Below are 20,950 nucleotides of genomic sequence, written 5' to 3'. Positions count from 1 at the left end.
TCTGTTGGACACATGGGCATTGGCCCCCGAAGGGAACCGCTTACTGCCCGCCTGTTGGTCGACCCCGGAAACGCAGGTCGTGTGTTAAGTAGGAAAACCGCCACGCATCATTGCGGGACGGAGCTTTTGTTGCCTTGCGATGGTGCGACACCGTCGATGGATTGACGGCCTCCTTTACAACGGATCAGGCACCCGAAACCGGAAGCAGATCCAATACCTTGGCAACGACAGCGTCGATGCCAATACCACTGGTGTCGATGACGACGGCATCGTCTGCCGGCTTCAGGGGCGCCACTGTGCGCTGTGCATCACGGGCGTCGCGGGCCATGATCTCGCGCAGGAGGTCGTCAAAGTTAACCGAAACACCCTTGTCTTTCAACTGCTTATGCCGCCGCTCGGCCCGTTCCTCGGCGCTGGCGGTCAAAAACACCTTGAATGGGGCGTCCGGGAAGATGACCGTGCCCATGTCCCGTCCGTCGGCGACCAGGCCCGGCTCCATCCTGAATGCGCGTTGGCGCTCTTTCAGCGCCGCCCGGACCTCCGGGATGGCAGCAATGGCCGAGGCCAGCGCCCCGGTGGTCTCCAGGCGCAGCTCGTCGGTGGCATCGGTCTCGTTGACCAGCACCCGCAGCCCGCCATCGGCCGATTCCACGAAGCGCACGTGGGTGTCGAAGGTGCAGCGCACCAGCGCCGAGGCGTCGGAGGTATCGATATCAGCCCAGCTGGCGGCCACGCCCACCGCCCGGTACAGGGCGCCCGAATCCAGGTAATGCCAGCCCAGGCGGCGTGCGACAATGCGGCTGACAGTGCCTTTGCCGGCCCCGGAAGGACCGTCGATGGTGAGCACGGATGGAAGCTGATTCATGGGTTTCCCGGTAGATGTGACCGCCCATTCTAGCCCCTGCCCGGGGCGGCTTGAGACTTTTTTGGCCCAACCACTTGAAAGGACGGGAAAAAGCCCGGTAGAATGGCGGGCTTGAACGGGCGTCACCTGCCGATTGTCATCTGCATATCGCGGCCGCGCTCCAACCGAATCCAACGTTTACGCCGAGGTATGCAATGAAAGTCCTGTCTTCCCTGAAGTCGGCCAAGACCCGTCACCGCGACTGCAAGGTCGTCCGTCGCCGCGGCAAGATCTTCGTGATCTGCAAGTCGAACCCGCGCTTCAAGGCTCGCCAGCGCTGAGCCGGCTGGCCTCACGGCCGCCACCGGTCCCTCAGCGGACCGGGTGATGAACAAAAAGCCGCCTCCGGGCGGCTTTTTGCTGCCATTTTTGGTGTAATCGCCGGGTAGCTTACGACCGTTGGTCGTGGGACCTTCCGCATTCTTGACCACTGGGGAGTAGATCGAGATGAAGCGTTACCTGACCACTTTGCCGTTGCTGGCCGTGCTGGCCGTTTCCAATGCCCACGCCGACACGCTGCTGATCGACCGCAGCCGTGAAAAGCCCGCCGTCGCCCTGCCCGTCCGCGGCCAGAGCATGCAGCAGGTCCAGGCCCAGTTCGGCGACCCGGGCGAGCGCCTGGATCCGCGCGGCGGACAGAAGCGCCAGTGGCCCACGATCAACCGCTGGGTCTACCCGCAGTTCACCGTGTACTTCGAAAAGCAGAAGGTGATCGACGTGGTCGCCAACCGCGCCGACGCCAACGAGATCGGGCCGAAACCGCCGATCCGCTGACCCCTTTCCCTTTGCCCGCCAGCCGGCGGGCCATCGCACTGAGATCATGAACGACACGCTCCGCTTTCCGGCCGAATGGGAATCCCAGTCCGCCATCCTGATCGCCTGGCCCCACGCCGACACCGACTGGGCCGACCGCCTGGGTGACGTCGAGGACACCTACATCGCGCTCGTCGCGGCCATCACCCGCTTCCAGCCGGTGGTGATCATCGTCGCCGACGACGACCTGGAGGCGTACGCCGATGCGCGCCTGCGTTCGAACCGGATCGACACGGACCGCGTGCGGTTCGTGACCGCCCAGTACGACGACACCTGGCTGCGCGACTCCGGCCCGATCACGCTCAAGCGTGCCGAGGGCGGCTTCCGCCTGCTGGACTTCCGCTTCACCGGCTGGGGCGGCAAGTTCGACGCCAGCCTGGATGATCAGCTGGTGGGCGTGCTGCACGCTGCGGGCCTGTTCAACAACGCGGAGCTGCAGAGCATTCCATTCGCGCTGGAGGGCGGCGGCATCGAGACCGACGGCGCCGGCACCCTGCTGACCACCTGGCAGTGCCTGCACGAGCGTCATCCGGACCGCAGCCGCGAATCGCTCAGCGCCGACCTGGCCACCTGGCTGGCCCAGGACCGTGTGCTGTGGCTGGACCATGGCTATCTGGAAGGCGACGACACCGACGCCCACATCGATACCCTGGCCCGCTTCGCCTCGACCGACAGCATTGTCTACCAGGCCTGCGACGACGCGGGCGATTCGCACTACGCCGAACTGCAGGCGATGGGTGCGGAGCTGGCGGCGCTGCGTACGACCGACGGCCAGCCGTACCGCCTGTTCCCGCTGCCGTGGGCACAGCCGGTGATCGACGAAGGCCGCCGCCTGGCGGCGTCGTATGCGAACTACCTGATCCTCAATGGCGCGGTGCTGATGCCGGCCTATGGCGATGCGGCCGACGAGGCTGCGCGTGCGGTGCTGGCCCAGGCTTATCCGGACCGCGAGATCGTGCCGGTGCCGTGCCGTTCGCTGATCTGGCAGAACGGCAGCCTGCACTGCATCACGATGCAGCTGCCGGCGGGGTTGCTGGCCTGACAGCAAAGCACGCGGCCTGAAGGCTGCGGAGGCTGGGCTGGCAGGGGCGGAGGTGCGGGACGCGCCGTAAACCCATCCCTGGGGGCTCGTGGGCGCCATCCATGGCGCCCTGACGGTCCCGCACCTCCGCCCCCGCCATCCCTTCGACAGTGCACTGGCGGCCAACGGAAGAGCGACAGGCCACGCCGATGCGCCTGGCCAGTGAACTGTTGCCCTGATCATCCTGCGAAGCCGGCCAGCGGCCGGCACTACCGGCGCGCGGGTGTTGCCCATTTAGCAGCCAGCACGCTGCGTGCACCCATCCGCGATAAACTGCGTTTTTCCCCTTGCAGGACCGTCTCCGGATGAGCTCACGCCACACCCTTTCCGTCGCCCTGATCCAGGAGCGCAACCACGGCGATGCCGAGGCCAATCTGGCCGTCATCGAAGCGCGCGTGGCTGAAGCGGCCGCGCAGGGTGCCAAGCTGATCCTGCTGCAGGAGCTGCACAACGGGGCGTATTTCTGCCAGCACGAATCGGTGGATGAATTCGATCTGGCCGAGCCGATCCCGGGCCCGAGCACGGAGCGCCTGGGTGCGCTGGCCAAGAAGCATGGCGTGGTGATCGTCGGGTCGCTGTTCGAGCGTCGCGCGGCCGGGCTGTACCACAACACCGCGGTGGTCTTCGAGAAAGACGGCACGCTGCTCGGCAAGTACCGCAAGATGCACATTCCGGACGATCCGGGCTTCTACGAGAAGTTCTACTTCACCCCGGGCGATCTGGGCTTCACCCCGATCAATACCTCGGTGGGTCGCCTCGGCGTGCTCGTGTGCTGGGACCAGTGGTACCCGGAAGCGGCGCGTCTGATGGCGCTGGCTGGTGCGGAGCTGCTGCTCTACCCCACCGCGATCGGCTGGGATCCGGATGACCAGCGCGACGAACAGGGCCGCCAGCGTGATGCGTGGGTGTTGAGTCACCGCGGCCATGCGGTGGCCAACGGCGTACCGGTACTGAGCTGCAACCGGGTCGGCCATGAAGCCTCGCCGATGGGTGCCTCGGGCATCCAGTTCTGGGGTAACAGCCACGTGCTGGGTCCGCAGGGCGAGTTCATCGCCGAAGCCGGTGGCGAGCCGACGGTGCTGGTCTGCGATGTGGACCTGCAGCGCAGCGAACACGTCCGCCGTATCTGGCCGTTCCTGCGTGATCGCCGCATCGATGCATACGGCGATCTGCTCAAGCGCTACATCGACTGACCGACCAGGACACCCCACCGTGACCGTGCACCTGCGCGATGCCACCGATGCCGATATCGCGGCCATCACCGCGATCTATGCGGTGGAAGTGACCGACTTCGTCAACACCTACGAGTACGAGATCCCGGAGGCGGCGGAAATGCGCCGCCGCATGCAGGACATCGTCGGCCGCGGCTTTCCGTACATCGTGGCCGAGGTCGATGGCCAGGTGGCCGGCTATGCCTACGCCAATACCTACCGCGGCCGGATCGCCTACCAGTGGACCGTGGAAAATTCGGTCTATGTGGATGCGGCGTTCCAGGGCCGCGGTGTCGGCACGGCGCTGATGCAGGGCCTGATCGATGCCTGCGTCGCGCGCGGTTACCGGCAGATGGTGGCCGTCATCGGCGAGCCCACCAACACCGCCTCCATCAAACTGCACGAGCGTTTCGGTTTCCAGACCGTCGGCGTTTTCCGCGGCCTCGGCCGCAAGCATGGCCGCTGGCTGGATACCGTCCAGATGCAGCGCGCGCTCGGCGATGGTGCCGACAGCGCCCCTTCGAATGAATGATGCAATGACCGATACCCTGATTGACGCCGGCGACACGTTGTTCGCCGGCCAGCCCGTCCGCATCGTCGAACGCGATGGCGTGCGCTACACCCTGCTGGGCACTGCACACGTCTCGCAGGCCAGCGTGGAAGCGGTGGAACGTGCGATCGAAAGTGGCCGCTTCGATGCGGTCGCGGTCGAACTGGACGCGCAGCGCCTGCAGGCGCTGACCGATCCGGATGCGCTGGCCAAGCTGGACCTGGTCGAGGTGATCCGCAAGGGCCGCGTCGCCCTGTTTGCCGCCAACCTGGCCTTGGCCGCCTACCAGCGTCGCCTGGCCGAACAGCTCGAGATCGAGCCGGGTGCCGAGCTCAAGCGCGCGGTCACCCTGGCCAACGAACGCAACCTGCCGGTGCATCTGATCGACCGCGAGGTCGGCCTGACCTTCCGGCGTGCCTCGCAGCGCCTGGGCTTCTTCGGCAAGATCAAGCTGGTGATGGGCCTGGGCGCTGGCCTGTTCGCCTCCGAGGAAGTGGGCGAAGACGAGATCGAGAAGCTCAAGCAGGGCGACATGCTCGAAGCCAGCTTCGGCGAGTTCGCCAGCGAGAGCCCTGCCCTGTACGAAACCATCATCGGCGAGCGCGACCGCTACATGGCCACGCGCCTGCGCGAAGTGCATGATCCGGCCCAGCGCGAAGTGCTGGCCGTGGTCGGTGCCGGTCATCTGGCCGGTCTGGCCAGGTACCTGGAAACCGACACCGACGCGCCGGGCCCGCTGCGCGAGTCGCTGGAAGACGTGCCGAAGAAGCGCAACATCCCGTGGATCACGCTGGCGATCCTGGCCATCGTGCTGACCGGTATCGGCGTGGGCTTCTATCGCGGTGGTCTGGGTGTCGGCAGCGAACTGCTGGCGGTCTGGGCGATGTACACCGGCGGCTTGGCCGGCCTGGGCTGCCTGTTGGCCGGCAGCCACCCGCTCAGCATCCTGACCGCGATCGTGGTCGCGCCGTTCAAGCCGTTCCGGCTGAGCATCCCGACCGGTGCGTTCTCGGCCCTGGTGGAAGCGCGCCTGCGCAAGCCGGCCTACGAAGACTTCCTGAAGCTGCGCGACGATGCGCAGAGCGTCAAGGGCTGGTACCGCAACCGGGTGACCCGCGTGGTGCTGACCTTCATGCTGACCAACCTGGGCAGCATGCTTGGGTTGTGGCTGACCGGGTTCCAGGTGTGGGGCAAGGTCGCGGGGTGATTCCCGCGCCGGCTGTGAATCAAAAGGCCACGCAATGCGTGGCCTTTTTTGTGCACGAATGTGGAGCCGCGGGTAGTGCCGGCCCCTGGCCGGCACTACCGCCATGCGTGGATGCGGTCCGCGAAAAAAGGAGGCCCGCCCAACGGACCTCCCCGCACCCTCAAACCGATTCCGCACCCGGCTCGACCACCGGAGCATCCACGCCGCGGCCACGCGCGCGCTGGATGATCCGCGACACCGCCGTACTCATGTCATCGAGCATGGCGTAGATGGTCGGCAGGAACAGCAGACTGACCACCGTGGAGAACGCCAGGCCACCGGCGATGGCGCGGGCCATCGGGTAGTACGGCGGGCCGTTGCCGAGCAGCTGGGTGTCGGTCAGGGAGATCGGGATCATCGCCAGGATCGCGGTGCCCATCGTCATCATGATCGGGCGCAGGCGCTCGCGTGAGCCCTCCACCAGGGCCTGGGTCCGCCCCATCCCACGGCGGCGCAGGTTGTTGATGTGCTCGATCATCACGATGCCGTTGTTCACCACCACGCCCATCAACACCAGGATGCCGATGAAGGACATGATCCCGAACGAGGTGCCGGTGATCCAGAACAGCCAGAACACCCCGAAGATCGAGAACAGCACGCCGCTCATGATCGCCGCCGGGAACAGCAGCGATTCGAACACGGCCGCCATCACGACGTAGATCATCACCAGCGCGATCACCAGATTGAACATCATCTGCGACATCGCCTGGTCGTCGTCGCCGTAGTCGCCACCGTCGAAGCTGAAGGTGTAGCCGGCCGGGAAACTCATCGGCTTGAGCATCTCCTCCATGGCCTTGCGCCCTTCCGGCACGGTCACCTTCTCGGCCAGGTTGGCCTTGATGGTCAGTGTCGTCTGCCGATTGGTGCGACCGATCTGCGTGGCCGAGGGCTTGATCGCCACATCCACCAGGCTCAGCAGCGGCACCGAACGACCGTCACCGGTGCGCACGGTGTAGCTGGCCAGATCTTCCGGGCTGCTCTGCTCGGCACCGGCGAAACGTACCCATACCGGCACTTCGCTGTCACCGCGGCGGAACTCGCGCAGCGGCGCGCCACGCAGGGCCAGGCCGACGAAGCTGGCGACCTGCTCGGCATTGAAGCCGAAGGCGGCCGCGCGCTCGCGGTCCACATGGATGGACAGCTCGCTGCCCTTCTCGCCGTTGTCGATGCGCACATCGCGCAGTTCCTTGCGCTGGGCCAGCAACGGCACGACTTCCTCGCCGATCTCCTGCAGCATCTTGGTCGAGTCACCGACCAGCTGCACCTGCACCTGGTTGTTGCCACCGCCGCTGCCGCCGCCGTCGCCCGAGTTGCCGACCACGTAATCGGCACGCGCCGAGCGCGGCAGCCCCTTGCGCAGTGCTTCCTGCACGGCCGGCATGTTCTTGGCATGTGCGGTATCGAAGGTCACGATCGTGCTGCTGCCTTCCTGCTCGCTGTACCAGGAATACACCTGGCTGATGTGCAGGGCCTGGCGGTTGTCGTCCAGGTAGCGTTCGACGCGCGCCACTTCCTCGGACATCTGGCCGAAGGTGTAAGCCCCCTTCCAGTTGTAGCCGATGAACACCTCGTGGCCGCCCTCGCCACCGAACATGTCGATCTTGGTCAGCTTCATGGGCACCAGGCTGATCAGCACCACCATCACGATGCCGAACACGCTCCAGCCACGGTGCTCCAGCGTCCACTGCAGGACCTTGGCATAGCGGCGCTGCAGGCGGGCGATCACGCCCGTCTCCGAATGCACCAGCTTGGGCGTCTGCATGCGCGCCGACAGCATCGGGATCAGGCTCACCGCGACCAGCCAGGAGGCCAGCAGCGAGACCGAGATCGTGATCGCGATCTGCGCCATGAAGATGCTGATGTTGTTGGTCTCACCGAACAGGTTCGGCACGAACACGATGCAGTGGCACAGGGTGCCGGCGCTCAGCGCGATGGCCACGTTGCGGGTGCCGATGATCGAGGCCAGCCGCGGCTGGTCGGGCATGCGCTCGCGTTCCTGGTAGATGCTTTCCACCACCACCACGGCATTGTCCACCAGCATGCCGACCGCCAGCAGCAGGCCCATCATGGTCAGGATGTTGAGGGTGACACCAGCGAAGTACATGAAGCCCAGCGTGATCACGAAACAGATCGGGATCGCCAGGGTCACCATCAGCGTGGACGGCCAGTGGCGCAGGAAGAAGAACAGCACCGTGACCGACAACAGCAGGCCCACCGCACCGGCCTCGGCCAGCTCCAGCAGCGAGGACGTGACCATCTTGCCCTGGTTGTCGATCACTTTGATCTGCACATCACGCATCGAAGGCTGCTTGCGGATCGCCTCCACCTCAGCCAGCGCGGCACGCGAGACTTCCACCAGGTTGGCGCTGCGCTCCTTGAAGATATCCAGGCCCACGGCCGGGTTGCCGTCCAGGCGGCGGCCGTAGTTCATGCGGGTGGGCTTGAGCCGGATCTCGGCGATGTCACCCAGCCGCAGGCCCTTCGTATCGATCACCAGATCGCGCAGTTCCTGCAGGTCGGTGATCTCGCCCACCGGCTGGATCCGCACGCGTTGGCCGTTGTCGTCGATCTGTCCGGCCGAGATCGAGAAGTTCAGGGTACGCAGGCGGTCGCTGAGCTCGTTGATGCTCAGGTTGTGCGCGGTCAACCGGTCCGGGCTGATCGCGATCTCGACCTCGTTCGGTGGCGCGCCGGAGATGTTGACCCGCGCCACGCCCGGGATGCGCTCGATGCGCCGCTTGAACTCGCGGTCGAGCATGTCGTACGCACCGGTCAGGTCGGTGGCACTGGCCAGGCGCACCTTCAGCACCGGGTCGTCGCTGCTGGACCACTTGAACACGTTGTAACGCTGCAGGTCGTCAGGCAGGTCGCTGCGGATCGCATCGATGCGCTCGCGGGCATCCGACGCCGCGATGGCGATGTCGCGATCCCAGTCGGTGAACTCGATGAAGATGCTGGCGCCTTCGGAGGTGGCCGAGGAGCGCATGCGCTTGATCCCGGTCATTGTCGCCAGCGCTTCTTCGGTCGGCCGGATGATGTTGCGCTCGACCTCCTCCGGGGTGGACCCGGTATACGGCACCTGCACGAACAGGAACGGCGCGGAGATGTCCGGCAACGCCTCCAACGGCAGCCGGAACGAGGCGATCAGGCCCACCACCGCCAACGATACAAAACACATGATCGTGGTGATGGGCCGGCGGATGGAGAACTCGGCAATGCTCATGCCGGCTCCTGTGCAGCGTCAGGGTCCGTCCCGGACACGCGCGTCTTGAGGTGGCGCCCGCGCTCGCGGTAGTAGGCATCGCCACGACGATCCAACAGGTCGTACACCACCGGGATCACCACCAGCGTCAGCAGCGTGGAGACCAGCAGGCCGCCGATCACGGTGATCGCCATCGGCGCGCGCACTTCGGCGCCCTCGCCCATGGCCACCGCCAGCGGCAGGAAGCCGAACAGCGTGCACAGCGTGGTCATGATGATCGGGCGCAGACGGGAACGTGCGCCTTCCACCAGTGCCTCGCGCTTGGGCACACCGGCCTCGCGCAGCTGGTTGACCTTGTCGATCAGGATGATCGCGTTCTTGGTCACCAACCCCACCAGCAGAATCAACCCGATGAACACCACCACCGAAATCGGCTTGCCGGTCAGCATCAGCGCCAGGATCGCGCCGACCAGGGCCAGCGGGATGGTGAACAGGATGACGAACGGGTGCAGCAGCGATTCGAACTGCGAGGCCATGACCAGGTAGACCAGGAAGATCGCCAGGCCGAAGGCGAAGATCAGCGAGCGCGCCGAATCGGCCAGCTCCTCACCCTGCCCGCCGATGTGCATGCCCACACCCGCACCCAGCGGCTGCTTGGCGACCATGTCCTGCACTTCACGCACGGCACCGCCCAGGTCGATGTCGCGCAGGTTGGCCGAGACCACCGCCACGCGGGTCTGGTCGGCGCGATGGATCTCGCTCGGGCCGTTGGTGGCCACCACCTCGGCCACCGAATCCAGCGTCACCGGCCGGTTGCTGCCCGGATTGACGATCAGGCGGCGGATGCTGTCCACGCTGGCCCGGTCACCTTCCTGGGCCCGCACCAGCACGTCGATCTTGCGGTCGCGGAAGCTGTAGCGCGTGGCCACGTCACCGCGCACCTTCTTGACCACTACATCGGCGATCTGGCGCGTGGTCAGGCCCAAGGCACCGGCGCGCTCCTGGTCGAAGCGGATCTGGATCTCCGGGAAGCCCTCTTCCACCGTGGATTTGACGTCGGCGTAGTGCGGGTTGTTGCGCAGCATCGCAGCCAGCGCCTTGCCGGCCGTTTCCAGCGTGGCCATGTCCTGGCCGCGCAGTTCCACTTCCAGCGGGGTGGAGAAGCTGAAGAGCGCCGGGCGGGCGAAATCGACCTGCACGCCAGGGTGCTGCTGCATCGACTCACGCAGACGCTCGGTGATCGCCGCTTCGGTGCGGGCGTTGCCGCCACCGGCCATCACCACGGTCAGCTTGCCGATGTTCTCGCCACTCTCGGTCGGGCTGGCATCCAGGCGGGTGCCGCTGCCACTGACGCCGTACAGCGAGGCGATGCTGTCGTCCTTGGCATGGGCCAGCTGCATCTCGCGGACCAGCGCATCGGTCTGCTTCAGCGGCGTGCCGGCCGGCAGCTTGGCGGTCATTTCGAAGCGGTCCTGGGCCAGCTGCGGGATCAGATCCGCACCCAGCATCGGCACCAGCGCCATCGTCCCGACGAACGCCAGCGCGGCCAGACCCAGCACTTTGCCCGGGTGATGCAGCGCGCCCGGCAGCAGCTTCAGGTAACCGCGCTCGGCACCGGCGTACGGCTTCATCGCCACATCGCTGGCTTTGCGCATCACTGGGCCGACCACGGCCACCAGACCGCGCCAGACGCGGATCACCGACCAGGCCATCCCGAAGCAGATCCAGCGCACCAGCGTGCCCACGCCGCGACGGCTGCCGGCGACCGGCTTCAGCCAGCGGCTGTCCGGCTGCCACGGCTGATGCGCGGGTTCTTCCGGGAAGGCCAGCGGCGGGCGGCCCTTGAGCGAGCTCAGCATCGGAATCAGGGTCATCGCGACCAGCAGCGAGATGGCGATCGCGATCGCCACGGTCAGCGCCTGGTCGCGGAACAGCTGGCCGGCGATGCCGTCCACGAACACCAGCGGCAGGAACACCGCGATGGTGGTCAGGGTCGAGGCGACCACGGCCATGCTCACTTCACGGGTGCCTTCAATCGCGGCCTGCAGAACGCTCAGGCCACGCTCGCGCGCCTTGGCGATGCTCTCCAGAACCACGATCGAGTCATCCACCACCAGGCCGGTAGCCAGCGCCAGACCGCCCAGCGACATCACGTTCAAGCTCAGGCCGAGTTGGCCCATGAAGAAGAACGTGGTGATGATCGAGACCGGCAGCGACAGGCTGATCACGAACGTGCTCCAGCCGTCGCGCAGGAACAAGAAGATGATCAGGATGGCGAGGATGCCGCCGATCACCGCGTCTTTCTTGACGTCGCTGATGGCATGTTCGATGAAGCGCGACTGGTCTTCGATCGTGGTCAGTTCGGCATCGCCAGGCACTTGGCTCTTGATCTGCTCCAGACGCGCACGCAGCGCCTCGGCGGTCGAGACCGTGTTGGCATCGCCCTCCTTGTAGATCGCCAGCTCGACCGCTTCCTTGCCGCCCAGACGGATGATCGCTTCGCGTTCCTTGTACCCCTGGCGCACGGTGGCGACATCTTTCAGCCGTACCGGCACGCCATTGGCGATGTTGGTGGAGCTGCTGCTGGACGCGCTCTGCGCAGCAGAGGCGGCCGCGATGGCGGCATCCGAGCCGGTTGACGCGGCGATGGCGAACATCTGCTGCATCGCTGCATCGGCGGCACTGCCGTTGCTGCTCTGGGTGGTCACCAGCAGGTTGCGGATGTCCTCCAGATCAGCGAACTGGTTGACGGTACGCACCAGGTAACGCTGCGAGCCCTCCTCCAGGCGACCGCCGGAGATGTTGATGTTCTCTTCCTTGAGCCGCTTGATGACGGTGTCGATCGGCAGGTTGAGCTGGGCCAGCTTCTGCTGGTCGATGTCGACCTGGATTTCATCCTCCAGACCGCCGCCCACCTTGACCGCCGCCACGCCGGTGACCGGCTCCAGTTTCTTCTTCAGGTCTTCATCGGCGTAGCGGCGCAGCTCGGTGAGCTGGCGCACGGCCTCGGCATCGCTGGAAGGATCGGTTTTGGCCGAGATCACCAGGCGCATGATCGGTTCGGTGGACGGATTGAAGCGCAGCAGCACGGGCGATTTCGCCTCCAGCGGCAGGTTCAGCGCTTCCATCTTGTCGCGCACCTCCAGGCTGGCCTGGTCCATGTTGGTGCCCCAGGCGAACTCGAGCACGACATCGCTCTGGCCGGTACGCGAGATCGATTTGAGCTTGCGCAGGTTCTTGACCACGCCGACGGCTTCTTCAACCGGTTCGGTGATCAGCGTTTCGATTTCCGCCGGCGCTGCACCGGTGTATTCGGTGCGCACGGTCAGGGTCGGGTAGCTCAGGTCGGGCAACAGATTGACCTTGAGATTGCCCAACGCGATGAACCCGAACAGCATCAGCGTGACGGTGAACATCGCGATGGTGACGCGGCGGCGGGTGGCGAATTCCACCAGGCCGCCGCCATGGGCACCCGGGCGCTCGCCCTGGTGCGGATCCTTGCCGTGGTCGTTGCCGTCCGCTGTCATTGACGGCTCTCCGCCTTGGCCGGCACCGGTTTGGCGACGGCAGTGGCGGCCGGCTTGGCGCCGATCACCTGCACCGCGGTGCCGTCACGCAGCGCCACCTTGCCGGCAGTGACCACCTGGTCACCGGCGGCCAAGCCCTCGCGGATTTCCACCCACGGGCCTTCGGCATAGCCGAGCTTGACCGGCACGCGCGCGGCCTTGCCCTCGCGCACGCGGAACACCGCCGGCTCGCCATCGTCGAGCAATGCGATGCGCGGCACCACCAGAGCATCGGCACGCTGGTCGTAGTCGATGCGGATGCGGCCGAACATGCCCGGCTGCAGGCCTTCAGCATCTTCGCCGAACCCGCTGACCACGCGGAACGTACCGCTGCCGGCATCGACCACCGGCGAGATGCGATCCACCGTGCCCGGGAAAGTCTTGCCCGGCAGCGCGTCGGCGATCAGCGTGACCGGCTGGCCGGGACGCAGCGTGGCCAGCTCGCGCTCGGGGACATTGAGCGTGGCTTCCAGGCGCGAGTTGTCGACAATGCGGAAGATCGGCGTGTTGATCTGCACGAAGTTGCCGGTCTTGATCGAGCGCGAGGCGATCACCCCCGAGATCGGTGCGATCACCGTGGTGTAGGAAAGCTCCAGCGTGGCCAGGCGGTACTGCGCGCGGGCGTTCTCCAGGTCGTACTTGATCTGGTCGACGTCCGAGGCACTGACCATCTGCTGGCCAATCAGCTTCTGGGCGCGCTGGTAATTGTTCTCCAGCTTGCGCATCTGCGCTTCGCTCTGGGCAACGGCCAGGCGCGCACGGTCCGGATCCAGCCGCACCAGCGGCTGCCCCGCACGCACCTGCTGGCCCTCTTCGACCAGCACCGCCAGCGCGACGCCGGAGGTCTTGGCGACCACCTGCGACTCCCCCCGCGGCTCCAGTGCGGCCGTGCCGGTGTAGCTGGCGGCGACGGCGCGATGGCTGGCGGCAACGGCTTCGACCGGTACCGCATCGACCTTCTTCTCGGCCTTGCCGTCCTTTTCAGCGGCGTTGGCTTCGGCGGGGCCGGCGCCACCGCAGCCGCTCAGCAGCAGGGTGGAGGTGATCAGCAATGCAGCGGCACAGCGTCCGGTGCGGCCGAGCAGGAAAGAATGTCGCGACATCGTCGTGTCCCTAAGGATGCGTGGGCAGGTGTGGTAGCAAAGTAATGCACCACGTCACGACTACACCATATCCCAAAGGTCATGGTGACCTGCGGCGATGGCTTCCCGCCCGGTTTCAGCTAGATGAAATGGCAGGCTATACTCGGCCCAGTTCCGTACCCCACGCCGGAACGACCAGACCCGTTTATCGGAAAAGGACATCATGCGCCCGCAGCCGCTCGCCGCTTGTCTCGTTCTGGCCGTCCTCCTGCCCCTCGGGGCCGCCGCACAGGCCGCAACACCTGCTCCAGCAGTGCCCGTCCCCACCGCTCCGGCCGCCACCGCGCCGGCGCCCGCCGCCGTCACCGGCCGGTTCGACAATGGCCGGGTCCTGGCCTACACGTGCCAGGGGTGCCACGGCATCACCGGGTACAAGAACGCCTACCCCAGCTACAAAGTGCCCAAGATCGGCGGGCAGACCCGTGAGTACCTCAGCCAGGCGCTGACCGAGTACCGCCACGGCAAGCGCAAGCATCCGACGATGCAGGCGCAGTCGATGAGTTTCAGCGAACAGGAGATCGCCGATCTCGCTGTTTACCTGTCCACCGTCAAATAAGCGCGCTCATGTCGAAAGCCACGCCACTCCAGCGTTACGCCATCGCCCTGTCCGTTGCCCTGCTGATGACTGCGTGTTCGCAGTCACAGGTGGAGAACAGCGCAGATTCCGCCGCCGATCCGGGCCACGCCAGTGGTGAACACGGGTCCGGCTCCTCCGCCGGCCTGCCGGCCGGCCGCATCGCCGCCGGTGAGGCGCGTGCCCAGGTCAAGGGCAAAGCCACCGGCCAGAGCTGCATCGACTGCCACGGGGCGGACGGCAACAAGCCGATCGACCCGACCTATCCGAAACTGGGTGGGCAGTACGGGGATTACCTGGCGCACAGCCTGCAGGCCTACCGCGCGGGGGATCGCCAGCACGCGCTGATGACCCCGCAGGCGACCGACCTGAGCGATCAGGACATCGCCGATCTGGCTGCGTATTTCGGCTCACGGCCGACCCAGCTGCGGGATCTGCACGGCTTGAAGTGACGGCGGTAGAGCCGACCGTTGGTCGGCTGCCATCAGCCACGCATGGCGTGGCTCTACCGTTTGCCGCGGTGTTCGGGGGTAGAGCCACGCCATGCGTGGCTGCCCCTGCCCGATCGCTGGATCAGGCGTCCAGCTCTTCCCAGCGCGCGTACGCGGCATCCAGCTCGGCCTGCACCTTGGCGAGCTTCGCATTGTGCGCGGCCATGTCGGGCGCACTGCGCTGATAGAACGCCGGGTCGTTCATCGCGGCGGTGAGGCCTTCGACGTCCTTCTCCAGCGTTTCGATCTTCAGCGGCAGCTGTTCCAGCTCGCGCGCGTCCTTGTAGCTCAGCTTGCGCTTGGGCTCGGCCGGCGCGGCAGCGGCCGCAGCAACCGGCTTGGCGGACACCACGGGCGCGGACGCCGCCGCGGCGGCCACGCGTGCGGCGTGGCGCTGCCAATCGGTATAGCCGCCCACGTACTCGCCGACCACGCCATCGCCTTCCATCACCATCGTGGAGGTCACCACGTTGTCCAGGAAGTCACGGTCATGGCTGACCAGCAGCAAGGTGCCGGTGTAATCGCTCAGCAGCTCTTCGAGCAGCTCGAGGGTTTCCACGTCCAGATCGTTGGTCGGCTCATCCATCACCAGCAGGTTGGACGGCTGCGCGAACAGCTTGGCCAGCAGCAGGCGGTTGCGCTCACCACCGGACAAACGGGTGATCGGCGCGCGGGCGCGCTCGGGCGAGAACAGGAAGTCCTGCAGGTAGGCATGCACGTGCTTGCGCTTGCCGTTGAACTCGATGAAATCGCGGCCCTCGGCCACGTTTTCGATCGCGGTCCAGTCTTCGCGCAGCACCGCACGGTACTGGTCGAAATACGCGATCTGCAGGTTGGTACCGGCGCGCACTTCGCCGCTCTGCGGCTGCAGGTCGCCCAGCAGCAGCTTGAGCAGCGTGGTCTTGCCGCTGCCGTTCGGCCCGATCAGGCCGATGCGGTCGCCGCGCAGGATCACGGTACTGAAATCCTTGACCATCACGCGCTCGCCGAAGGCGAACGAGATGTCCTTGACGTCGATGACCTTCTTGCCGGAGTTCTCCGCCTGCGCCGCTTCCATGCGCACGTTGCCGCCGAGTTCGCGGCGCTGCGAGCGATCGTTGCGCATGGCCTTGAGGCGGCGCACACGGCCTTCGTCGCGGGTGCGGCGGGCCTTGATGCCCTGGCGGATCCAGATTTCTTCCTGCGCGAGCAGTTTGTCGAAGCGCGCGTTTTCCTGCGCCTGCGCGTTCATGCGCTCTTCGCGGCGGCGTTCGTAGTTGGCCCAGTCGCCCGGCCAGCTGGTGACCTGGCCGCGGTCGATCTCGACGATGCGAGTGGCCAGTGCACGCAGGAAGCGACGGTCATGGGTGACGAACACCACGCTGCCGTTCCAGTTCTTGAGGAACATTTCGAGCCAGTCGATGGCTTCGATGTCCAGGTGGTTGGTCGGTTCGTCGAGCAGCAGCAGATCCGGCGAGGACACCAGCGCGCGGCCGAGCAGCACGCGGCGCTTCATGCCGCCGGACAGGCGCGCGAATTCGGCATCGCCATCCAGGTCGAGCTTGGTCAGGGTTTCGCTGACGCGCTGATCCAGGCCCCAGCCGTTGGCGGCATCGATCTTGGCCTGCACGGCCGAGAGCGCATCGCCGTCGAAATCCTCGGCCATGCTCAGGTGGTGGAACTCGGCCAGCCACTGACCCAGTTCGCCCAGGCCATCGGCGACCACGTCGAACACGCTGCCGGCGGCACCGTGCGGGACCTCCTGTTCCAGGCGGGTGATGCGCACCCCCTGCTGCACGCGGACTTCGCCGTCATCGGGCTTGTGATCGCCGGACAGCAGTTTGAGCAGGGTCGATTTGCCGGCGCCGTTGCGCCCGATCAGGGCGATACGCTCGCCCGGCTCGATCGACAGTTCGGCTTTTTCCAGCAACAGGGGGCCGCCGACGCTGAAGTCGACGTTTTGCAGAGTAATCAGAGGCATCCGACCATTGTACGGTCTGGCGGTGCGCGGCGTCGCTTACTCCTGACCGAACGCCTCCGCAGGCAGCCCCAGCAGCGCCCACAGCGCCGCGGGCACCCGTTTGCCCGGATGGCGTACCACCCACAGCTGGCGCGACATCGGCGGCACCGGCGTTTCCACGACGCTCAAGCTGCCCAGCGCGAGCAGGTCGGCCACCGCATGCCGCGACAGGCAGGCCAGGCCCAGCCCGGCCGCCGCGGCCTGTTTGATCGCCTCGGTGCTGCCCAGCTGCATGGCGCGGGCAAAGTGATGCAGGTGCGGCAGCAGCGCCTGCTCGACCGCCTCGCGGGTGCCCGAACCCGGTTCACGCAGCAGCCAGCGGGCCTGCGCCAGCGCCGCGACATCCATGCTCGTGGGCGTCGTTCCCGGCGCGGCCACGATGACCAGATCATCGCGCTGCCACGGCAGCACCTGCAGGCCGCTTTCATGGCACGGGCCTTCAATCAGGCCCAGATCGACCTCCAGGCGCTGTACGGCCGCGACCACGTCCGCGCTGTTGCCGATCCGCAGGTCCACCTGCGCCTGCGGGTTATCGGCCAGCAGCGCGGCAACGCGGGATGGCAGCAGGTAGTTGCCGATCGTGGTGCTGGCCCCGAGCCGCAGCAGCAGAGGCAAGACGCCGGCGTTGGACTGCCCGACGCCGGCCAGCCGCTCCAGATCGGCGGCGGCGACCAGCAGCGCGCGGGCCGGATCCAGCAGCGCCCGCCCCTGCGGGTTGAGCACCAGCCGGCGCCCGATCCGGTCGAACAGCGGGCTGGCCAGCTGGCTTTCCAGTTCGTTGAGCGCGGCGCTGGTGGCCGACTGCGACAACGCCAGCTGCGCGCCCGCCGCGGCCGTGGTGCCTTCGTCGGCAATCGACACGAAAACCTGCCATTGGCGGAGGGTGAGGTGCATGACGCCAATTAACGCACTAAACAGGTCGAATTGACACGAACAATGCGTTTTACAGGTTCATCAGCGACGCGCAGGCTACGGCCGTGCTTTGACTGGAGACCCTTGTGAACACCTCTGCCGCCGCCCAGCCCTCACCCACGACCGCGCAGCGCTGGCGCGGCCGCCTGCCCGGGCTGCTGCTGACCGGCGCCGTTGCGGCCGCGGCCATGGGACTGGCGCCGCTGCCGTGGCTGCAGGCACACGGCATCAGCGCGCTGACCCTGGCCATCGTGCTCGGCATCGCGGTGGGCAATATCGTTTACCTGCGGCTGGCGGCCCATGCCAGCGCCGGGGTCGGCTTTTCCAAGCACTGGCTGCTGCGGGCGGGCATCGTGCTGTACGGCCTGCGCCTGACCTTTCAGGATATCGGCCAGGTCGGTGTCGGCGGGGTGCTGATCGATGCGCTGGTGCTGACCAGCACCTTCGCGTTGGCCTGGTGGGCCGGCACGCGGTGGTTCGGCCTCGACAAGGAGAGCGCCCTGCTGATCGGCGCGGGCAGCTCGATCTGCGGTGCGGCGGCGGTGATGGCGGCCGAGCCGGTGGTGCGCGGGCGCGCCGAACAGGTGACCGTGGCCGTGTCCACTGTCGTAGTGTTCGGCACCCTCGCGATGTTCCTGTACCCGCTGCTGTACCAGCTCAACCTCGCGCACGGGTGGCTCCCGATGACCGCACAGGCCTACGGCGTGTTCACCGGCTCGACGGTGCACGAGGTCGCCCAGGTAGTCGCCGCCGGCCGCGCCGTGAGCGAGTCTGCCGCCGACACCGCCGTGATCGCCAAGATGGTGCGGGTGATGATGCTGGCACCGTTCCTGATCGGGCTGTCGATGCTGCTGGCACGCGGTGGTACGCCGGGGGCGCCCGGCCAGCGCGCCAGGATCGTGGTGCCCTGGTTCGCGTTCGGCTTCGTCGCGGTGGCCGGGCTCAATTCGCTGCAGGTGCTGCCGGCCGCCATCGTCAGTGCGGCGATCGATCTGGACACCGTGCTGCTGGCGATGGCGATGGCCGCGCTCGGTCTGACCACGCATGCCTCGGCGCTGCGCAGGGCCGGGATGAAGCCGCTGTTGCTGGCGCTGCTGCTGTTCGGCTGGCTGTTGGCAGGCGGGTTGGGGATCAACCTGGGCGTGCACGCGCTGCTCGGCTGAGGCACGCCGGGCGGACTTCTGCGACACTACCGCATGTCTGAATTCTCCTCCCTGCCGCTGAAACCAGCGCTGCTGCCCGGCATCGATGCCATGGGCTATACCTCGCTCACCCCCGTGCAGGCCCAGAGCCTGCCGGCCATCCTCGAGCGCCGCGATGTCATCGCACAGGCCCCGACCGGCAGCGGCAAGACCGCCGCGTTCGGCCTGGGCCTGCTGCAGGCGCTGGACCCATCGGTGACCCGCGCCCAGGCGCTGGTGCTGTGCCCGACCCGCGAGCTGGCCGACCAGGTCGGCAAGCAGATCCGCAAGCTGGCCACCGGCATTCCGAACCTGAAACTGCTGGTGCTGACCGGCGGCATGCCGCTGGGCCCGCAGTTGGCCTCGCTGGAAGCACACGACCCGCAGGTCGTGGTCGGCACCCCCGGGCGCATCCAGGAACTGGGCCGCAAGCGCGTGCTGCACCTGGGCGGTGTGACCACCCTGGTGCTGGACGAAGCCGACCGCATGCTGGACATGGGCTTTGAAGAGCCGATCCGCGAGATCGCCGGGCGCACCAGCAAGGACCGCCAGACGCTGCTGTTCTCGGCCACCTTCCCGGATGAGATCCGCGAGATCGCCCGCGTGCTGCTGCGTGACCCGGTGGAAGTGACCGTGGAAGGCGCCGATCACGCGCCGGCGATCCGCCACCTGTTCTGCGAGACCGAGCTGGCACTGAAGCAGAAGGCGCTGGCCGGCCTGCTGCTCAAGTACACGCCGGAATCGGCCGTGGTGTTCTGCAACACCCGCCGCGATGTCGACGATGTCGCCATTTCGCTGCAGCAGTTCGGGTTCTCTGCGCTGCCGCTGCACGGCGAGATGGAACAGCGCGACCGCGACGAAGTGCTGGTGCGCTTCGCCAACCGCAGCTGCAACGTACTGGTCGCCAGCGACGTGGCCGCGCGTGGCCTGGATGTGCAGGATCTGGCTGCGGTGATCAATTACGAGCTGCCGACCGATATCGAAACCTATGAGCATCGCGTTGGCCGTACCGGCCGCGCCGGTGCCACGGGCCTGGCCATCAGCCTGGTGACGCACCGCGAGCGCAACCGCGCCGATGCGCTGGAACTGGCACAGGGCAAGCCGCTGGACTGGCAGAAGACGCCGCTGGCCACCGCACGCCCGCCGGTGCTGCCGCAGGCCGCGATGACCACGCTGCGCATCGATGGCGGCAAGACCGACAAGCTGCGCCCGGGCGACATCCTCGGCGCACTGACCGGCGATGCCGGGCTGGCGGCCAAGTACATCGGCAAGATCGACATCTACGCCACGCGTTCGTATGTGGCCATTGCGCGCGAACATGCCGGCCGGGCGATCGCCCAGCTGGAAGCGGGCAAGATCAAGGGCCGCCGGTTCCGCGTCCGCAAGATGGATGTCTGAGCGGTAGAGCCGACCGTTGGTCGGCTGCACGTTCGTCGCGGCGTTTGAGGTGCCGGCCAGCGGCCGGCACTACCGGGGGCGGTAGGCCCGCGCGGATTCCCGGGTCAATAGACCAGATTGGCCAGCAGCGGGACGTCACTCGTCCAGCGGTCGCGGCCACCGAGGCCGGCCAGTTCCACCAGCACGGCCGCACCGACCACCTCGACCTGCAGTTGGCGGGCCAGCGACAACGCCGCCAGCAGGGTACCGCCCGTGGCGAGCACATCATCGATCACCAGCACGCGTGCGCCGGCCGGCAAGGCATCGGCGTGCACTTCGATGCTGTCGGTGCGGTATTCCAGGGTGTAATCCTGGCGCAGCACTTTGCCCGGCAGCTTGCCCGGCTTGCGCACCGGCACGAAGCCCACGCCCAGCACCCGCGCCATGGCCGCGCCGAGGATGAAGCCGCGCGACTCGATCCCCATCACCGCCTGCAGATCGGCATCGCGCCAGGGCGCGACCATCGCATCGATGGCGGCCGCGAAATCCGGGCCGTCGGCGAGCAGCGGCATGATGTCCTTGAACAGGATGCCCGGCTTGGGGAAATCGGCGATGTCGCGCAGGCGGCCGGCCCAGGCGGGCGTGGCGGAAGACTCGGTCATGGGTCTGGGAACGAACGGGGTGGCATAGGGTAACCGAGG

Annotated in this window: 17 protein-coding genes; 10 read left to right on the top strand and 7 right to left on the bottom strand. The window is 66.8% G+C overall.

Going from position 1 to position 20,950, the window contains the following annotated elements; all coding sequences use genetic code 11:
* Window positions 1–184: 184 nt before the first annotated feature.
* Window positions 185–865, bottom strand: a complete 681-nt coding sequence (cmk, locus tag ACWV8V_RS04160; protein WP_046273768.1) for a (d)CMP kinase — start codon at window positions 863–865, stop codon at window positions 185–187.
* A 194-nt stretch (window positions 866–1,059) separates the two neighbouring features.
* On the opposite strand from cmk, the gene ykgO reads away from it, so the two are divergent.
* The 6 genes from ykgO to ACWV8V_RS04130 all read left to right on the top strand — a co-directional run bounded on the left by ykgO (window position 1,060) and on the right by ACWV8V_RS04130 (window position 5,766).
* The gene (gene ykgO / locus ACWV8V_RS04155) at window positions 1,060–1,185 is read left to right on the top strand and encodes a type B 50S ribosomal protein L36 (RefSeq protein ID WP_057628212.1); all 126 of its coding nucleotides are present in this window, start codon (window positions 1,060–1,062) and stop codon (window positions 1,183–1,185) included.
* A 166-nt stretch (window positions 1,186–1,351) separates the two neighbouring features.
* The gene (locus tag ACWV8V_RS04150; protein ID WP_259261083.1) at window positions 1,352–1,678 is read left to right on the top strand and encodes a hypothetical protein; all 327 of its coding nucleotides are present in this window, start codon (window positions 1,352–1,354) and stop codon (window positions 1,676–1,678) included.
* Between the two features lie 46 nt (window positions 1,679–1,724).
* Window positions 1,725–2,759 carry an agmatine deiminase family protein gene (locus ACWV8V_RS04145; protein ID WP_259261084.1) on the top strand — a complete coding sequence of 345 codons (1,035 nt, stop codon included), beginning with the start codon at window positions 1,725–1,727 and terminating at the stop codon, window positions 2,757–2,759.
* Between the two features lie 344 nt (window positions 2,760–3,103).
* Window positions 3,104–3,991 (top strand): carbon-nitrogen hydrolase, encoded by an 888-nt coding sequence (locus tag ACWV8V_RS04140; protein WP_455899005.1) that lies wholly within the window; start codon window positions 3,104–3,106, stop codon window positions 3,989–3,991.
* 19 nt (window positions 3,992–4,010) lie between these two features.
* Window positions 4,011–4,541: a GNAT family N-acetyltransferase gene (locus tag ACWV8V_RS04135; protein WP_123729052.1), complete on the top strand. Its 531-nt coding sequence runs from the start codon at window positions 4,011–4,013 to the stop codon at window positions 4,539–4,541.
* Window positions 4,534–5,766: a TraB/GumN family protein gene (locus ACWV8V_RS04130; protein WP_428999132.1), complete on the top strand. Its 1,233-nt coding sequence runs from the start codon at window positions 4,534–4,536 to the stop codon at window positions 5,764–5,766. Before ACWV8V_RS04135 ends, ACWV8V_RS04130 begins: the two co-directional genes overlap by 8 nt.
* A 160-nt stretch (window positions 5,767–5,926) precedes the next feature.
* On the opposite strand, the gene ACWV8V_RS04125 is transcribed toward ACWV8V_RS04130, so the two are convergent.
* From ACWV8V_RS04125 to ACWV8V_RS04115, 3 genes are read right to left on the bottom strand one after another with little or no spacing between them, the layout of a single operon-like run.
* Window positions 5,927–9,028 (bottom strand): efflux RND transporter permease subunit, encoded by a 3,102-nt coding sequence (locus ACWV8V_RS04125; protein ID WP_455899004.1) that lies wholly within the window; start codon window positions 9,026–9,028, stop codon window positions 5,927–5,929.
* Window positions 9,025–12,534, bottom strand: coding sequence for an efflux RND transporter permease subunit (locus ACWV8V_RS04120; protein ID WP_455899003.1), 3,510 nt, complete (start codon window positions 12,532–12,534; stop codon window positions 9,025–9,027). The genes ACWV8V_RS04125 and ACWV8V_RS04120 overlap by 4 nt, the downstream gene beginning before the upstream one ends.
* Entirely contained in the window at window positions 12,531–13,676 is a 1,146-nt protein-coding gene (locus ACWV8V_RS04115; protein ID WP_455899002.1) for an efflux RND transporter periplasmic adaptor subunit, read from the bottom strand. Before ACWV8V_RS04115 ends, ACWV8V_RS04120 begins: the two co-directional genes overlap by 4 nt.
* Before the next feature lie 202 nt (window positions 13,677–13,878).
* Here ACWV8V_RS04115 and ACWV8V_RS04110 point away from each other — a divergent pair, with 202 nt between their 5' ends.
* Window positions 13,879–14,271, top strand: a complete 393-nt coding sequence (locus ACWV8V_RS04110) for a c-type cytochrome (RefSeq protein ID WP_259260421.1) — start codon at window positions 13,879–13,881, stop codon at window positions 14,269–14,271.
* 8 nt (window positions 14,272–14,279) lie between these two features.
* On the top strand, window positions 14,280–14,741 hold the full coding sequence (locus ACWV8V_RS04105) for a c-type cytochrome (RefSeq protein ID WP_019183110.1): 462 nt from the start codon (window positions 14,280–14,282) through the stop codon (window positions 14,739–14,741).
* Between the two features lie 121 nt (window positions 14,742–14,862).
* On the opposite strand, the gene ACWV8V_RS04100 is transcribed toward ACWV8V_RS04105, so the two are convergent.
* Both ACWV8V_RS04100 and ACWV8V_RS04095 read right to left on the bottom strand, forming a co-directional pair.
* Window positions 14,863–16,740: an ATP-binding cassette domain-containing protein gene (locus tag ACWV8V_RS04100; RefSeq protein ID WP_455899001.1), complete on the bottom strand. Its 1,878-nt coding sequence runs from the start codon at window positions 16,738–16,740 to the stop codon at window positions 14,863–14,865.
* A gap of 36 nt (window positions 16,741–16,776) precedes the next feature.
* A complete protein-coding gene (locus ACWV8V_RS04095; protein ID WP_455899000.1) occupies window positions 16,777–17,673 on the bottom strand; it encodes a LysR family transcriptional regulator in 897 nt (298 codons plus the stop codon).
* A gap of 104 nt (window positions 17,674–17,777) precedes the next feature.
* On the opposite strand from ACWV8V_RS04095, the gene ACWV8V_RS04090 reads away from it, so the two are divergent.
* Together ACWV8V_RS04090 and dbpA are read left to right on the top strand one after the other, a co-directional pair.
* Window positions 17,778–18,854 (top strand): YeiH family protein, encoded by a 1,077-nt coding sequence (locus ACWV8V_RS04090; RefSeq protein ID WP_455898999.1) that lies wholly within the window; start codon window positions 17,778–17,780, stop codon window positions 18,852–18,854.
* Between the two features lie 33 nt (window positions 18,855–18,887).
* Window positions 18,888–20,270, top strand: a complete 1,383-nt coding sequence (dbpA, locus tag ACWV8V_RS04085) for an ATP-dependent RNA helicase DbpA (protein WP_455898998.1) — start codon at window positions 18,888–18,890, stop codon at window positions 20,268–20,270.
* A gap of 104 nt (window positions 20,271–20,374) precedes the next feature.
* Here dbpA and ACWV8V_RS04080 read toward each other — a convergent pair whose 3' ends face one another.
* Window positions 20,375–20,911, bottom strand: coding sequence for an adenine phosphoribosyltransferase (locus ACWV8V_RS04080; protein ID WP_455898997.1), 537 nt, complete (start codon window positions 20,909–20,911; stop codon window positions 20,375–20,377).
* Window positions 20,912–20,950 lie beyond the last annotated feature (39 nt).

The organism is Stenotrophomonas sp. Ker107b, assembly GCF_053847245.1.
This window is presented reverse-complemented; position numbering and strand designations above follow the sequence as displayed.

Bases quoted from the DNA above. Each gene is read 5' to 3' on its own strand.
- cmk (WP_046273768.1), bottom strand. From the start codon at position 865: ATGAATCAGCTTCCATCCGTGCTCACCATCGACGGTCCTTCCGGGGCC.
- ykgO (WP_057628212.1), top strand. From the start codon at position 1,060: ATGAAAGTCCTGTCTTCCCTGAAGTCGGCCAAGACCCGTCACCGCGAC.
- ACWV8V_RS04150 (WP_259261083.1), top strand. From the start codon at position 1,352: ATGAAGCGTTACCTGACCACTTTGCCGTTGCTGGCCGTGCTGGCCGTT.
- ACWV8V_RS04145 (WP_259261084.1), top strand. From the start codon at position 1,725: ATGAACGACACGCTCCGCTTTCCGGCCGAATGGGAATCCCAGTCCGCC.
- ACWV8V_RS04140 (WP_455899005.1), top strand. From the start codon at position 3,104: ATGAGCTCACGCCACACCCTTTCCGTCGCCCTGATCCAGGAGCGCAAC.
- ACWV8V_RS04130 (WP_428999132.1), top strand. From the start codon at position 4,534: ATGAATGATGCAATGACCGATACCCTGATTGACGCCGGCGACACGTTG.
- ACWV8V_RS04125 (WP_455899004.1), bottom strand. From the start codon at position 9,028: ATGAGCATTGCCGAGTTCTCCATCCGCCGGCCCATCACCACGATCATG.
- ACWV8V_RS04120 (WP_455899003.1), bottom strand. From the start codon at position 12,534: ATGACAGCGGACGGCAACGACCACGGCAAGGATCCGCACCAGGGCGAG.
- ACWV8V_RS04115 (WP_455899002.1), bottom strand. From the start codon at position 13,676: ATGTCGCGACATTCTTTCCTGCTCGGCCGCACCGGACGCTGTGCCGCT.
- ACWV8V_RS04110 (WP_259260421.1), top strand. From the start codon at position 13,879: ATGCGCCCGCAGCCGCTCGCCGCTTGTCTCGTTCTGGCCGTCCTCCTG.
- ACWV8V_RS04105 (WP_019183110.1), top strand. From the start codon at position 14,280: ATGTCGAAAGCCACGCCACTCCAGCGTTACGCCATCGCCCTGTCCGTT.
- ACWV8V_RS04100 (WP_455899001.1), bottom strand. From the start codon at position 16,740: ATGCCTCTGATTACTCTGCAAAACGTCGACTTCAGCGTCGGCGGCCCC.
- ACWV8V_RS04095 (WP_455899000.1), bottom strand. From the start codon at position 17,673: ATGCACCTCACCCTCCGCCAATGGCAGGTTTTCGTGTCGATTGCCGAC.
- dbpA (WP_455898998.1), top strand. From the start codon at position 18,888: ATGTCTGAATTCTCCTCCCTGCCGCTGAAACCAGCGCTGCTGCCCGGC.
- ACWV8V_RS04080 (WP_455898997.1), bottom strand. From the start codon at position 20,911: ATGACCGAGTCTTCCGCCACGCCCGCCTGGGCCGGCCGCCTGCGCGAC.